14 protein-coding genes are annotated in these 13,754 nt (G+C 74.0%); 5 read left to right on the forward strand and 9 right to left on the reverse strand.

The features are described from left to right. Positions 1 to 109: 109 nt before the first annotated feature. Positions 110 to 520, reverse strand: coding sequence for a PaaI family thioesterase (locus ISO16_RS06670; protein ID WP_029544569.1), 411 nt, complete (start codon positions 518 to 520; stop codon positions 110 to 112). 52 nt (positions 521 to 572) lie between these two features. Here ISO16_RS06670 and ISO16_RS06675 point away from each other — a divergent pair, with 52 nt between their 5' ends. The 3 genes from ISO16_RS06675 to ISO16_RS06685 are packed head-to-tail and all read left to right on the forward strand — an operon-like array spanning position 573 to position 2,185. Next, positions 573 to 1,115 (forward strand): winged helix-turn-helix transcriptional regulator, encoded by a 543-nt coding sequence (locus ISO16_RS06675; RefSeq protein ID WP_029544571.1) that lies wholly within the window; start codon positions 573 to 575, stop codon positions 1,113 to 1,115. Continuing rightward, positions 1,112 to 1,888, forward strand: coding sequence for an alpha/beta fold hydrolase (locus tag ISO16_RS06680; protein WP_050035452.1), 777 nt, complete (start codon positions 1,112 to 1,114; stop codon positions 1,886 to 1,888). Before ISO16_RS06675 ends, ISO16_RS06680 begins: the two co-directional genes overlap by 4 nt. Continuing rightward, positions 1,889 to 2,185: an MGMT family protein gene (locus tag ISO16_RS06685; protein WP_006942757.1), complete on the forward strand. Its 297-nt coding sequence runs from the start codon at positions 1,889 to 1,891 to the stop codon at positions 2,183 to 2,185. 6 nt (positions 2,186 to 2,191) lie between these two features. Here the strand turns inward: ISO16_RS06685 and ISO16_RS28620 are convergent, their stop codons facing one another. Both ISO16_RS28620 and ISO16_RS28625 read right to left on the reverse strand, forming a co-directional pair. Then, complete coding sequence (locus ISO16_RS28620) at positions 2,192 to 2,944, reverse strand: aminotransferase class I/II-fold pyridoxal phosphate-dependent enzyme (RefSeq protein ID WP_230304490.1); 753 nt, start codon at positions 2,942 to 2,944, stop codon at positions 2,192 to 2,194. Next, positions 2,941 to 3,627 (reverse strand): GntR family transcriptional regulator, encoded by a 687-nt coding sequence (locus ISO16_RS28625; RefSeq protein ID WP_230304491.1) that lies wholly within the window; start codon positions 3,625 to 3,627, stop codon positions 2,941 to 2,943. Before ISO16_RS28625 ends, ISO16_RS28620 begins: the two co-directional genes overlap by 4 nt. Before the next feature lie 61 nt (positions 3,628 to 3,688). Here ISO16_RS28625 and ISO16_RS28910 point away from each other — a divergent pair, with 61 nt between their 5' ends. Then, positions 3,689 to 3,817, forward strand: a complete 129-nt coding sequence (locus ISO16_RS28910) for a hypothetical protein (RefSeq protein WP_006942753.1) — start codon at positions 3,689 to 3,691, stop codon at positions 3,815 to 3,817. A 45-nt stretch (positions 3,818 to 3,862) separates the two neighbouring features. After that, entirely contained in the window at positions 3,863 to 5,599 is a 1,737-nt protein-coding gene (locus ISO16_RS06695) for an NTP transferase domain-containing protein (RefSeq protein WP_072635567.1), read from the forward strand. A gap of 12 nt (positions 5,600 to 5,611) precedes the next feature. On the opposite strand, the gene ISO16_RS06700 is transcribed toward ISO16_RS06695, so the two are convergent. The 6 genes from ISO16_RS06700 to ISO16_RS06725 all read right to left on the reverse strand — a co-directional run bounded on the left by ISO16_RS06700 (position 5,612) and on the right by ISO16_RS06725 (position 13,678). Beyond that, positions 5,612 to 7,114: an FUSC family protein gene (locus ISO16_RS06700; RefSeq protein WP_170914111.1), complete on the reverse strand. Its 1,503-nt coding sequence runs from the start codon at positions 7,112 to 7,114 to the stop codon at positions 5,612 to 5,614. A gap of 152 nt (positions 7,115 to 7,266) precedes the next feature. After that, positions 7,267 to 7,971 (reverse strand): sirohydrochlorin chelatase, encoded by a 705-nt coding sequence (locus tag ISO16_RS06705; protein WP_072635568.1) that lies wholly within the window; start codon positions 7,969 to 7,971, stop codon positions 7,267 to 7,269. A gap of 46 nt (positions 7,972 to 8,017) precedes the next feature. Then, positions 8,018 to 9,175, reverse strand: coding sequence for a uroporphyrinogen-III synthase (locus ISO16_RS06710; protein WP_072635569.1), 1,158 nt, complete (start codon positions 9,173 to 9,175; stop codon positions 8,018 to 8,020). Continuing rightward, positions 9,172 to 9,594 (reverse strand): nitrite reductase small subunit NirD, encoded by a 423-nt coding sequence (gene nirD, locus ISO16_RS06715; protein ID WP_006942743.1) that lies wholly within the window; start codon positions 9,592 to 9,594, stop codon positions 9,172 to 9,174. Before nirD ends, ISO16_RS06710 begins: the two co-directional genes overlap by 4 nt. A 56-nt stretch (positions 9,595 to 9,650) precedes the next feature. After that, entirely contained in the window at positions 9,651 to 12,164 is a 2,514-nt protein-coding gene (gene nirB / locus ISO16_RS06720) for a nitrite reductase large subunit NirB (RefSeq protein WP_072635570.1), read from the reverse strand. A gap of 44 nt (positions 12,165 to 12,208) precedes the next feature. Next, the gene (locus tag ISO16_RS06725) at positions 12,209 to 13,678 is read right to left on the reverse strand and encodes a nitrate/nitrite transporter (protein WP_006942740.1); all 1,470 of its coding nucleotides are present in this window, start codon (positions 13,676 to 13,678) and stop codon (positions 12,209 to 12,211) included. Positions 13,679 to 13,754: the final 76 nt, after the last annotated feature.

A 13,754-nucleotide genomic window follows, 5' to 3' on the forward strand; every position in this document is an offset into this window, starting at 1 on the left:
GCAGACGGGACCGACACCGCCGCGGAGCGGCGAATCCCGCACCGCCGCGGAGCGGCGAATCCCGCACCGCCGCGGAGCGGCGAATCCGACAAGGCCGCGGAGCGGCGAGTCAGCCGGGCAACGGAACGTTCTGCAGCCGGACCTGACCGCGCGCCAGGGTCCTGCCGCTCTCGGTGCCGGTGACGGTGACGAGCCACAGCTGCTGGACGCGGCCCTGCTGAAGCGGTTCGGCGACGACGTCGACGCGCTCCCCCGTGCTCGAGCGCAGGAAGTCGGTGCTGTTGTGCACCCCGACCGCGAACTGGCCGCGGTCCTGGACAGCGGCGCTGGCCCCGACGCTGGCCGCGGATTCGACGGCGGTGGTGTAGACACCGCCGTGCACGACGCCCCACGGAGTGTGATGGTCCCGGCTCAGATCGATGTGTCCGGTGACCCGGGTGCCGGAGACCTCGTCGAGCACGAGGCCCGCCGCCTGCAGGAAGGCGCTGCCGGCGGGGAGATCGGTAGAGGTGGTGTCCATGGCGTCACGCTAACTTCTGAAATTACAGTTAGCAAGGGTCTAGCCTCGATGCATGCGCTGGTTGGAGACGGACACGGCGAACTGTTCCGTGCAGCGGACACTGGACGTGATCGGCGAGAAGTGGACCCTGCTCGTCCTGCGGGAGGCGTTCAACGGCGTGCGCCGGTTCGACGACATGCGGCGGCACGTCGGGATGTCCGAGCCGATCCTGGCCGACCGCCTGCGCAAACTGGTGGCCGCGGGAATCCTGCGCCCGGTGCCGTACCGGCAGGCCGGACACCGCACCCGCAACGAGTACCGGCTCACCGACAAGGGTCTGGACCTCTTCCCCGTCCTCGTCGCCCTGCTCCAGTGGGGCGACCGCTACTGCGCCGACGAGGACGGGCCCCCCGTGGTGGTTCGCGACCGGGTGAGCGGCCGGCCCGTCGCCGCGGTGGTCGTTCCCGCCGGCACGGCCGGACTGACCGCCCGCGAGACCGAATCGACCCCGGGTCCGGGAGCCCGGCCCGTCCCCGCCGACCGGCCGCACCGGTCCCGCGCGAGCGCATCGGCTGCCACCGGAACCGGCCGCGGCCCTGACACAATCGACGGGTGAACGAACTGCACACCCATCTGTTCGGCCCCGCCGACGGTCCGCAGCTGCTCGCCCTGCACGGCCTCACCGGTCACGGCCGGCGCTGGGAGCACCTCGCGTCGGAGCACCTGCCCCAGGCCCGGGTCATCGCGCCGGACCTGCGCGGGCACGGCCGCTCCCCGTGGACGCCGCCGTGGAACTTCGAGACGCACGTGCGGGACCTGCTCGCCGTCCTCGACGCCCACGCCTCGGGTCCGGTGCTGGTGGTCGGGCATTCGTTCGGCGGCGCCCTCGCCGTGCATCTGGCGGCGACCGCCCCCGAGCGGGTGCGCGGGCTGGTGCTACTGGATCCGGCGATCGGGCTGCCGCCGGAACGCATGCTCGAGATCGCGGAGCTGACCGTGCAGCACCCCGACTACACCGACGCGGCCGAGGCCCGCGCCGACAAGACGAACGGCGCGTGGGGCGAGGTCGATCCCGCGCTGCTCGACGCCGAACTCGCCGAGCACCTGATCACCCTCGACTCGGGCCGGGTCAACTGGCGCCTGTGCGTTCCCGCCCTGGTGACGTCGTGGAGCGAGCTGGCGCGTGAGTTCGTCCTGCCACCGGCGCACCTGCCCACGATCGTCGCGCGGGCCGCGAGGGTGCAGCCGCCGTACGTGACCGACGAGTTCCGGGCCGCCCTCGCCGACCGCCTCGGCACGAACCTCACGGCGCTCGACATCGACTGCGACCACATGATCGATCAGGCACGACCGGAGGAGACCGCGGCCCTCGTCCGGAAGCTGCTGTAGATGCCGGCAACGAGCGAGGCGGACGTCGAACGCGTCCGGGAGCTGGTGGCCTCCGTCCCCGAGGGCCGCGTGACCACCTACGGCGACGTCGCCGCGGCGGCCGGCCTGTCCAGCCCGCGCACCGTGGGCTGGATCATGCGGACCGACAGCGCGGACCTGCCGTGGCACCGGGTGGTCCCGGCCTCCGGAAGGCCCGCCGCGCACCTGGCCCACCGGCAACTCGCCCGGCTCGAGCTCGAAGGCGTGCCGATCCGCGACGGCCGGGTCGATCTCGCGGCGGCGCGGCACCGCTTCTGAGCCGGCTCACACCAGCGGTGGTGCCGCTCGCCGCGGCTCGAGGACGGCCGCGCCGAGCCCGGCCAGCACGTCGACCGCGGCGAGCAGTTCCGCGACCGGCCGGGTGAACGGCAGGCGCTGATGGTCGTCGAACGCGTGGCCGGTGCCGAATCGGGTGCCCGGCAGCAGGACGAGTCCCTGCCGTTCCGCCGCGGCGACGAGGCGGGTGGAACCGATGCCGTCCGGCAGCCGGCACCACAGCGACAACCCGCCCGCGGGCGGGACGAACCGCCACCCGGGCAGGCGTGCGGCGACGGCCGCGGCGAGCGCCTCCTGACGGGCGCGCAGCCCGGCGCGGCGCTCGTCGAGGATCCGCTGCCACTGCGCGAACAACTCCACGGCGGCGAGCTGGTCGAGGATCGAGACGCCGAGCTGGCGCCGCAGCAGCACCTCCCGCACGCGCGCGACGGTCGCCCGGTCGCCGCGCACCCAGCCGATCCGGATGCCGCCCCAGACCACCTTGCTCAACGAGCCGACGTGCACGGTGGCCGCGTCCGGGACCGCCGCCCCGAACGGCTCGATGTCGTCGCCGGCGAACGACAGCTCCGCGGCGACCTCGTCGACGACGGTCAGGACGCGATGCCGCCACAGGGTCGCGGCGAGGGACCGCCGCGCGGCCACGCTCAGGCTCACACCGGTCGGATTGGCGTGGTCGGGCATCAGGTACGCGACGGTCGGGGCGTGCTGCCGCGCGGCGCGATCGGCCTCGTCGACGATCACATCCGGATCGTCACGTCGACGGGCACGGCGACGGACTGGGCCCCGGTCGCCGCGATCGTCTCGAGCGCGCCGGGATGGCTCGGATGCTGGTGCAGCACCCGTCGTCCCGCCCCGACGACGGTGTGCAGGACGGCGTCGAGCCCGTCCGCCGCGGCGGCGGTGATCAGCACCTGCTCGGGGTCGGTCGGCAGTCCGCGGGCGGTGTACCGCGCCGCGACGGCGGCACGCAGCTCGGGCAGGCCGCTCGGCGCGTACCCGTGACCGGCCAGCAGGTCGGGCAGCCGGGTCTGCGCGACCGCGTAGGCGGCGGTCAGCAGGGACGACGCCTCCGGGGCGGCGTTGCCCAGGTCCAGCACGCCGGGCACGGGGGCGCCGAGCGCGGTGCCCCACGGCTGCCGGCCGTCGGGAGCGGCAACGAACGTGCCCGCCCCGTGCCGGGTGAGCGCCCAGCCGTCGTCGCGCAGGTCGCCGTAGGCGGCGGCCACCGTGACGCGGCTGACGCCGAGCGCGTCGGCCAGCGCCCGCTCGGCGGGCAGGCGCGCGCCGACCGGGAGCCGGCCGTCGGCGATGCGGCGGCGCAGCGCGGCGGCGACGGCCCGGTACAGCGGACCGCGGTCGGCTCCGACGTCGCCGAGCAGCGCCGCGAGCCGGGCCGCGGACGGGGTGGCGGACACGTCCTTCATACAGTCCACTTTCGCACGGTGGACCGGAATCTCCGGTCCACCGGCCCGAGAGAATAGGACCATGATCTTCCTGGTCGTTCTCCTCACCGCGCTCAGCCTGGCGGCGGCCACCTGGACAGTGCTGGACACCGCGCAGGGCGGCCGGTGCGGTATCGGCGGGCCGCCGCGCAGTCACCACACGCCCGACTGACCGCCCCGGCACACCGCGCCAGCCCGCGTCGGGCAGCATGAGCTCATGAGTTCGCTGACCGACGTCGAGGCCGTCATCGTCGCGGGCGGACGCGCGACCCGCATGGGCGGCGTCGACAAGCCCGCACTCGTCGTCGGGGGCCGGCGCATGCTCGACATCGCGCTGGCCGCGGTGGCCGGGTGCCGCCGGATCACCGTCGTCGGACCACGGCGCGACGATCTCGACCCGGCGGTGGTCCAGGTCCAGGAGCAGCCCGCCGGGGCCGGGCCCGTCGCCGCCCTCGCCGCCGCGGGTCTTCACGCACCGGTGGTGCTGGCCCTCGCCGCCGACCTGCCGTTCCTCACCGCGGACACGGTCACCGCACTGGTGGAGACCCTGCGCGGCGCCCCCGGAGCCGACGCGGCGTTCGCTGTCGACGACTCGGGCCGGATCCAGTTCCTGCTCGCCGCGTGGCGTGGTCCCGCGCTCGCCGGCCGCCTCGCCGCGCTGGGGACGGATCCGGCCAATCAGCCGATGAAGGCCCTGCTGCCGGAGCGCTACGTCACGGTTCCGGTGGCGGGGACCGCGGACTGCGACACCCCGCAGGAGCTCGCGCAGGCCCGCGCCGCGCGTCCCGGGCTCGTCGCGGCCGACCCCGCCGCCGCCCGCGCGGAGATCCGGCGGTCGTTGCCGCGGTTGCCGGTCCGCACCGTGGCGCCCCAGGCGGCGGAGGGTGCCACCCTCGCCGCGCCACTCGTCGCCGCCGAGGCCCTGCCGCGGGCCGCGGTGTCGGCGATGGACGGGTACGCCGTCGCCGGCGACGGTCCGTGGCTGCTGCGCGCCGAGGTCCACCGGGCCGGCGCGACCGAGCCGTTCACCCTGCACGACGGCCAGGCCGCGCGGATCGCCACCGGTGCCTACCTGCCGCCCGGCGCGACGACGGTGGTGCGTGACGAACACGTCGAGGTGACCGACGGCACCGTGACCCGGATGCCCGGCGCCCCGGTGCGCGACGACGCGCGCCGTCGCGGGGAGGACTGGGCGCCCGGTCACGTGCTCGCCGAGGCGGGCACTGCCCTGGGCCCGGCGGTGGTCTCCGCTGCGCTGAGCGGCGAGGTGACCGCGGTGCCGGTCCGCGGGCCCGTCCGGGTCCACGTGGTCGTCACCGGCGACGAGATCCGCCGCGACGGGCCGCTGCGCGACGGCCAGACCCGCGATTCTCTCGGCCCCGTCCTGCCGCGGTTCGTGCAGTGGTGCGGCGCCGCCGTCGCCGGCGAGGCGCACCTGCGCGACACCGTCGACGGGTTCGACCGGCTGCTCCGCGAAGCCACCGACGTCGACACGATCGTCGTCACCGGGGCGACCGGCGGCGGGGCCGCCGACCAGCTGCGGGCGGCGCTGGCCCGCGCCGGCGCGGCGATCGTCGTCGATCGGGTCCGGTGCAAGCCGGGCGGTTCCCAGGTGACAGCAGTGCTGCCGGACGGTCGTGTGGTGCTCGGCCTGCCCGGCAACCCGGTCGCGGCCGTCGCGACGCTGCTGGTGATGCTGCCCGCCGTCGTCGACGGGCTGACCGGACGACGGCCGGAGCCACCGTGGACCGCGCCGCTCGCCAACGCCTCGCAGGTGAGCGGCGACGTCACCCGGCTGCTGCCGGCGACACAGACCGACGACGGGCTGTGGGTGTGCGACAACGCGATCCGCACCGCACACCTGGCGGGGCTGATCGGGCGACGGGCGATCGCGCTCGTGCCGCCCGGCGCGGCGGACGGCGATCCGGTGGAACTGGTGCCGCTGCCACACTGACCGGCGCGCCGGTCAGGCCGGGTGCGCGAGGACCCGGTATCCGGTCTCGTGGAGCCGCCGGTGCTCCGGCCACCGGTCGCGGGTCCAGCCGGGTTCGGTGTGGGCCGCGACGATCGCGGCGGTCGTCGCGGCGTGCAGGTCGAACTCGAGGTCGCGGCGCAGTTCCGGCAGGACGGTCCGCTCCCCCGCCGTGCGCGCCTGCACGATGGTGGCGACCGTCTCCGCGACCCGCGCGTCGGCGCAGCGCAGCACGCGACGATGCGCGAACGGCAGCACGACCCACAGCACCGCGACGGCGACGAGCACGCCGATCACCGTCTCGAGCAGGCGGTCGCGGGCCACCACGGCGAAGTCGTGCGGCACCCCGGCGCCGCCGAGCAGCAGCGCGAGCGGAGTGATGAACACCATCGCCACGCCGTAGTTCCGGACCAGGTACTCCTCGGTTCCGGCGAGCAACACCGCGACCACCACGACGAGCGCGACGGCCGTCGGGGCGGCCCACACGACCGCGGCCAGCACGCCCAGACCCACGACGGTGCCGGCGAACCGGTGCAGGCCCCGGTAGCTGCCCAGCACCCGGTCGGGTCCCTGATGCAGCACCATCGCCGCCGTGATCACCGCCCAGTCCGGCCGCCCGACATCGCACGCGAGCGCCAGTGCGCCCGCGACGGGACCGGCCACGACGAGGCGGAGGACGATGGTCCAGGATCGGCTGCCGGGCCGGGCGGCCCGCGCCAGCCGGTATCGCGCCGACGGGCGCGGCAGCGGTGGTTGCGGCCGCAGATCGTCGGTCTCGGAGGCGGCACCCTCGTCGGTTCCTGCGACGACCGTCGCGAGCCGCAGGTGCGCCGCTCGGAGCGTCCGGGTCAGCGGATGCGCGCCCCCGCCCAGCCGCCCGTCGTGCAGGCACATCCACGCGGCGTGCAGCGCCCGGACCGCCTCGTGCCGCGGCCCGGTCTCCGCCGGGGCGCGCAGGCAGGCGTCGACGGCCTCCACGGCCGCCGCCACCGCGGCACGCTCGGGTGCGCGGGGCCGGGCCAGCGCGCCCGACATCGACACCACCACTGCCGTGCCCGCGCCGGCCGCGGTCCACGACACGACCGCACCGACCGGCACGCCGGCGCTCGGCAGTGCCGCCGCGATCTCCAGGGTGAGCAGCGGCAGGAACGCACCGGGTGCACCGAAGCGCAGCGCGTCGACCAGGAAGGCGCCCACGGCGACGACCGCCGTCATCACCGCCACGAGCAGGAGCCACGTCCATTCCGAGCCCGAATGCACGAGCGTGCCGACACCGGCGCCCAGACCGGCCAGCGCGACGAGCACCGCCGCGACGACCATCACCACCTGCCACCGCGCCCGGTAGGCGCGGCCCTCGCCGTAGACGACGGCGAACGCCCCGAGGGCGGCCGTCGCGGCGACGGGCCCGTGACCGAGCGCGAGGCCTGCCAGGCCGGGCAGCGCCACCGCGGCGGCCGCGCGCAGGGCACCGGGCCAGCGCCGGCCCCGCCGGGGCACCCCGAGCAGGAGCGTCCGCGGAGGCCCCGGCGCCGGGATCGGCGGGCTCGCCGCGTCACTCCGGGACCCGGCTCCCGGATCTGTCACCGCTTCGGACACGAGGATCGACGATACGGCGCGCACCCGCGGTCGGCGGCGCCGTGTCGGCAAGGTCACCCGCGCAGCGGGCCTCCGGCGAGCAGCGCCGGCGCCGCCGACCGGTACCGCTCGGCCACCAGGCGCACGATCGAGTCGTGCACCCCGAGCGGGGCCGCCACCCCGTCGGCGCCCGCATCGGCGAGACGCGCGTGGAACAGCCCGTCGGCGAGCAGGTACGAGGCGACGAACACCCGGCGCGCACCCGCGGCGCGCAGTCCGGCGACGACCTCCGGCACGCGCGGGGCACCCGTGGCGACGTACCCGACGCGCACGGCGACGCGCGCGAGGGCCGACAACATGTCCGCGGCCCGTCGCACGTCGCCGAGGGCGCGGGGGTCGGAGGAGCCCGCCGCGGCGAGCACCACCGCGTCACCGGGTTTCCAGCCGGCCGCGGAGAGCCGGTGCAGCAGCACCCGTGCGAGCACCGGGTCGGGTCCGAGCGCGCGGGTGACCGCCACGGCGGGATGCCCACTGTCGGCGACCTCGCGTGGCACGTCGGCGTGCACGTGGTAGCCGGAGGCGAGGAAGGCGGGCACCAGCACGGTGGGCCGGCCGGAATCGCGCAGCACCTCCGCCGGCGAGGGTCCGAGGACGTCGACGAACGCGACGCGGGTGGCGCCCACGTCGCGGGAGACGGCGTCGGCGAGGGACGCGATCATCTCGACGCCGCGCGGATTGCGCGTGCCGTGAGCGACGAGCAGCAGGGCCGGGTCGATCATGGTCACAACTCCTGATCCGGAACGGGGTCGGCCGGAGACGATGCCCCTAGCCGAGCGGGTATTCCTTGTCGGCGCAGCCCACCGGGTCAACCGCGAGCCGGTAGCCTCGCTTGACGACGGTCTGCACGATCGTGGGGGCGCCGAGCGCGGACCGCAGCCGCGCCACGGCGGTCTCCACGGCGTGGGTGTCGCCGCCGCCGCCGGGCAGCGCGGCGAGCAGTTCCTCACGCGAGACGACCCGGCCGGGCCGGGCGGTGAGGGTGCGCATCAGCGCCATCGCGGCGGGCGCCAGGCAGCGGATCTCGCCGTCGACCACGACGCAGCGGCCGCGGACGCTGAGGACGTGTCCCCCGGCCTCGATGCGGTGGGCGCGCCGCGGCAGCTCTTCGGCCAGGTGCCGGGCGAGGGATCCGAGCCGGGCCCGGGCCGGTGCCGAGACCGGCACCTCCAGCTCGACCAGCGGCGCGGCCGTCACGGGCCCCACGCACACCGCGGTGACCCCGGTGCGCAGCGCGCGCAGCATCAACTCGAGCATGCCGGTGGCCTTGGAACGCATCAGCAGCGACGCGACGGCCGGCGCGCTGGTGAAGCTCACCGCGTCGATGCTGTGGTCGGCGATCTGCTCGATGAGCCGGTCCAGCGCGGTGGGGTCGTCGGGCGGGGTCCACCGGTACACCGGGACCGCCACCACGTCGGCACCGGCGTCGCGCAGCACCTCGCACAGGTCCGCGCCGGGTTCCCACTCGGTGCGGGCGCCGTGCAGCTGCACCGCGATCCGCACCCCCTCCACACCCTCGGCCAGCAGGTGCTCGAGCACCTCCGCGGACGACTCCGACGCCGGCGACCACTCCTCCCGCAGATCGGCGGCCCGGATCGCGCCGGTGACCTTCGGCCCGCGGGCCAGGATGCGGCTGCCGCCCAGGGCCTCGCCGAGCTGCTCGGCGAGGCCCCAGCCGTCCGCGGCCCCCATCCAGCCGCGGAAGCCGATCGCCGTGGTGGCCACGGTGATGTCCGGCGGGGTGTCGAGGATGTCGCGCGTCACGCGCTCGAGCTCGGCGTCGTCCGCGAGCGGGATGATGCGGATGGCGGGTGCGTGGACAACCTCCGCGCCGCGCCGGGTGAGCAGGGTGGCGAACTCGTCGGCGCGGCGTGCGGCGGTGATGCCGATCGTGAAGCCGTGCAGCGGCGCGTTGTCCTCGCTCACGAACGCTCGCCGTAACCGCGGTGCACGGGCACGAGGCTGTGGATCTGGACGACACCGGCCCACACCCGCACGTCGTACACGGGCAGGCGGACCGACGGATCGTCGAGGCAGCGTCCGTCGTCCAGCGAGAAGACCTGCTTGAGCAGCGGCGAGGCGACGGTGGGCTCGCCGCTGCGGTCGCCGACGATCCCGCGCGACATCACCGCGGCGCGGCCGAACGGATCGAAGTTGCCCACCGCCCGCAGACTGCCGTCGTCGAGCCGGAACAGCGCGGCCTGCTCGCCGCCGCGCAACAGCACGGCGACGCCGCGGCCGGGGATGAGGTGACTGAGCGGGCACGCCGACGTCCACTCCAGACGCCCGTCGTACACGCTGGCACGCGACGCGCGCTCGGGGGTGTGCGTCTCGATGACGGTCATGAATGTCCTCCTTGGAACTACGGACGGAATTCTCCTGGGCCGGTGTTTCTCGGGCGTTAACCCGAGATTCCCTCACGGTAAGAGGGCATTCCGACCAGCACCGGCACCTTCCGCTTGCCCGAGTCGTCGAACCGCACGGTCGGGTCGGCCACCTCGGGCGCGTTGACGAACGACACGAACCGGGACAGCTTCTCGGGGTCCTCGAGCACTCCCTTCCACTCGTCCCGGTACCCGGCGACGTGCTTGGCCATCGCCGCCTCGAGCTCGTCGCCGATGCCGAGGCTGTCCTCGCACACCACCGCCCGGAGGTGCTCGAGCCCGCCCTCGAGGGACTCGAGCCAGGGCGCGGTGCGCTGCAGGCGATCGGCGGTGCGCACGTAGAACATCAGGAACCGGTCGATGTACTTGACGAGGGTCCCGTCGTCGAGACCACCGGCGAGCAGCTGCGCATGCTTGGGCGACTGGCCGCCGTTGCCGCACACGTACAGGTTCCAGCCGTTCTCCGTGGCGATCACCCCGACGTCCTTGCCGCGCGCCTCGGCGCACTCGCGGGCGCAGCCGGAAACGCCGAACTTGAGCTTGTGCGGTGAGCGCAGCCCGCGGTAGCGCAGTTCGAGGTCGACCGCCATGCCGACCGAGTCCTGCACGCCGTACCGGCACCACGTCGAGCCCACGCAGCTCTTCACGGTGCGCAGGGACTTGCCGTACGCCTGGCCGGATTCCATGCCGGCGTCGACGAGCCGCTGCCAGATGAGCGGCAGCTGCTCGACCCGCGCACCGAACAGGTCGATGCGCTGGCCGCCGGTCATCTTGACGTACAAGCCGAAGTCGCGGGCGATCTCGCCGATGACGATGAGCTGCTCGGGGGTGCACTCCCCGCCGGGCATCCGCGGCACCACCGAGTAGGTGCCGTTCTTCTGAATGTTGGCCAGGAAGTGGTCGTTGGTGTCCTGCAGCGCCGCCTGCTGCCGGCCCAGGATGTGGTCCGAGTCGGTCGAGGCGAGGATCGAGGCGACGACGGGCTTGCAGATGTCGCAGCCGGTCCCCTGGCCGTACTTGGAGATCAGTGCCGAGAACGTGCGGGTGTTCGTGGCCTGCACGATCTGGAACAGCTCGGCCCGGGACTGCTCGAAGTGCTCGCACAAGGACTTCGACATGACCACACCGGACGCCGCGAGGAGCTGCTTGACGGTGGGCAGGCAGCCGCCGCACGTGGTGCCGGCGCCGGTGCAGGCCTTGACCTGGGCGATGTCGCACGCGCCGTCCGCGATGGCACCGCAGATCGTCCCCTTGGTGACTCCGTTGCAGGAGCACACCTCGGCGTCGTCGGGCAGCGACCCGGCGCCCGGCTTCTCTCCCGCCGGGGAGATCAGCGCCGCGGGGTCGCCGGGCAGCTCCCGGCCGACGAGCGGCCGCAGCGACCCGTACGCGGAGGCGTCGCCGACGAGGATGCCGCCGAGCAGTGTCTTCGCGTCGTCCGAGACGACCAGCTTGGCGTAGGTGCCCTTCGCGGCGTCCGACAGCACGACCTCGAGGGCGCCGGGAGTGGTGGCGTGCGCGTCGCCGAAGCTCGCGACGTCGACGCCGAGCAGCTTGAGCTTCGTGGACAGGTCGGCGCCCGGGAACTCGGCGGCGCCGCCGAGGAGCCGGTCGGCCACCACCTCGGCCGTGCTGTAGCCGGGGGCGACGAGGCCGTAGCAGGTGCCCTCGACGGCCGCGCACTCGCCGATCGCGTAGACCGCGTCGTCGGTCGTGCTGCGGCAGCCGAGGTCGGTGCGGACACCGCCGCGCGGGCCCAGCTCGAGCCCCGCGTCGCGGGCCAGCCCGTCCTGGGGACGGACGCCTGCGGAGAACACGAGCAGCGCGGCGTCGATCACCGACCCGTCGGACAGTTCCACCCTCAACCCGCCGGGACCCTCGGTGATGCCGGCGGTGCCGACGCCCGTGTGCACCGTCAGCCCGAGATCGGTGACGAGCCGGGCGAGGAGCGCACCGCCGCCCTCGTCGACCTGCAGCGGCATGAGCCGGGGGGCGAACTCGACGACGTGCGGCGTCATGCCCAGCATCCGCAGCGCGTTGGCCGCCTCGAGGCCGAGGAGCCCGCCGCCGACGACGACGCCGACCGCTCCCGGAGCGGCCCGCTCCGCGCCGGCCCGGATGCCGTCCAGGTCGTCGAGGGTCCGGTAGACGAAGCACCCGGCCAGATCCTTGCCGGGAATCGGCGGGACGAAGGGGTACGAGCCGGTGGCCAGGACGAGCGCGTCGTACCCGATCACCTCACCGGCGTCGGTGGTGACGGTGCGCCCGGCACGGTCGATCGCCGCGGCCCGGGTGCCGATCCTCAGGTCGACCAGGTCGTCGCCCTCGTACTCGTTGCCGGCGAGGGCGAGTTCCGTCGAATCCCACGAGCCGACATAGGAGGACAGTCCCACGCGGTCGTAGGCGGGCAGCGGTTCCTCGCACAGCACCGTCACCGACCAGAGGTTCTTCTCGTCGCGGGCGCGCAGCGCCTCGACGAAGCGGTGGCCCACCATGCCGTGTCCGACGACGACAACAGACTTGTGGCTCATACCGTTTCCTTCTTCCTTGCGTACGTGATGGGGGCCGGCCGCGGTCAGACGCGGGTGGCCACCGTGTCGGCGGTGACGTCGCGCGGTGCGGGCGTCTCCGCGGGCGGGGCGGTGGGTCGGCGCAGGAACACGGCCCAGGTGACGACGATGCAGACCAGGTAGAAGGCGAGGAACACCCAGAACGCCATGGTCGCCGACTTGGCTTCGCTGCTGTAGGACGCGCGCAGCACCAGGTTGATCCCGACGCCGCCGAGTCCGCCGATGGCGCCGGCGAATCCGATCAGGGCGCCGGACATGCTGCGCGCCCATGCGGCCTTCCCGGCCCGGTCGAGCGAGTCGAGGCTCTGCGCCTTGGCCTCGAAGATGGACGGGATCATCTTGTAGACGGAGCCGTTGCCGATGCCCGAGAGCAGGAACAGGGCGATGAACCCGAGGACGAAGGTCACCATGATGCCGCCGGTGGCGGCGCCGGCGGTGGCGTCGTCGAGGGTGCCGGCGGTGACGAGCAGTCCCGCCGCGAGGGCCATTGCCGCGAACGTGTACAGCGTGATCCGGCCGCCCCCGATCCGGTCGGCCAGCTTGCCGCCGAGGGGCCGGGCGATCGAGCCGAGCAGCGGGCCGATGAACGCGATCTGCGCGGCGTGCAGGGAGGCCTCGGCGGCGGTCGCGCCCCCGGCCAGGAAGTTGATCTGCAGCACCTGCCCGAACGCGAAGCTGAAGCCGATGAAGGAGCCGAAGGTGCCGATGTAGAGGAAGCTGAGGATCCACGAGTCGCGGTACCTCAGGGATTCGCCCATCGCCCGCAGGTCGGCGCGCTGGTCACCGAGGTTGTCCATGAACAGGGCCGCGCCGAGCGCGGCGAAGGCACACAGCACCAGGTAGACGGCACACACGATCCACGGCTCGGTGTTGCCGACGGTGGCGATGACGAGCAGGCCGACGAGCTGGACCACCGGCACGCCGATGTTGCCGCCGCCCGCGTTCAGGCCCAGCGCCCAGCCCTTGAGCCGCTGCGGGTAGAAGGCGTTGATGTTGGTCATCGACGAGGCGAAGTTGCCGCCGCCGAGTCCGGCGACCGCGGCCACCACCAGGAAGGTGGTGTACGAGAAGCCGGGGTTGAGCATCAGGTACAGGGCCGCGAGGGTGGGGATCAGCAGCACCAGCGCGCTGAACACCGTCCAGTTCCGACCGCCGAACCGGGCCGTGGCGACGGTGTAGGGAATGCGCAGCAGCGAGCCCACGAGGGTGGGCACCGCGACGAGGAAGAACTTGCCGGCGGGATCGATGCCGTAGACGTCGGCCGGCATGAACAGCACCATCACGGACCAGATGGACCAGACGGAGAAGCCGACGTGCTCGGCCAGGACGGACCAGATCAGGTTCCGCTTCGCGATCTCCTTGCCGCCGGCTTCCCATGCCGCCGTGTCCTCGGCGTCCCAGTGTTCGATGCGGTGCTTGCGCGCGAACTTCGCACGCAGGCCTTCGGTCGGTGATACTCCGGTCGTTGCGGCCACCCCATGCCCCTTCCTCGGGTCGGTATCGATGGACCCAAGGTAGGAAACGGGTGTTGCCGCGGTGCTGCCCTCGGTG

The organism is Rhodococcus sp. M8 (assembly GCF_015654185.1).
Classification (GTDB): Bacteria; Actinomycetota; Actinomycetes; order Mycobacteriales; family Mycobacteriaceae; genus Rhodococcus; species Rhodococcus aetherivorans.

Excerpts from the sequence above, each read along its gene's own strand:
- ISO16_RS28910 (WP_006942753.1), top strand. The coding sequence starts at position 3,689 with ATGATCTTCCTGGTCGTTCTCCTCACCGCGCTCAGCCTGGCGGCGGCC.
- ISO16_RS06695 (WP_072635567.1), top strand. The coding sequence starts at position 3,863 with ATGAGTTCGCTGACCGACGTCGAGGCCGTCATCGTCGCGGGCGGACGC.
- ISO16_RS06675 (WP_029544571.1), top strand. The coding sequence starts at position 573 with ATGCGCTGGTTGGAGACGGACACGGCGAACTGTTCCGTGCAGCGGACA.
- ISO16_RS06670 (WP_029544569.1), bottom strand. The coding sequence starts at position 520 with ATGGACACCACCTCTACCGATCTCCCCGCCGGCAGCGCCTTCCTGCAG.
- ISO16_RS06685 (WP_006942757.1), top strand. The coding sequence starts at position 1,889 with ATGCCGGCAACGAGCGAGGCGGACGTCGAACGCGTCCGGGAGCTGGTG.
- nirB (WP_072635570.1), bottom strand. The coding sequence starts at position 12,164 with ATGAGCCACAAGTCTGTTGTCGTCGTCGGACACGGCATGGTGGGCCAC.
- ISO16_RS28625 (WP_230304491.1), bottom strand. The coding sequence starts at position 3,627 with ATGAAGGACGTGTCCGCCACCCCGTCCGCGGCCCGGCTCGCGGCGCTG.
- ISO16_RS06705 (WP_072635568.1), bottom strand. The coding sequence starts at position 7,971 with ATGATCGACCCGGCCCTGCTGCTCGTCGCTCACGGCACGCGCAATCCG.
- nirD (WP_006942743.1), bottom strand. The coding sequence starts at position 9,594 with ATGACCGTCATCGAGACGCACACCCCCGAGCGCGCGTCGCGTGCCAGC.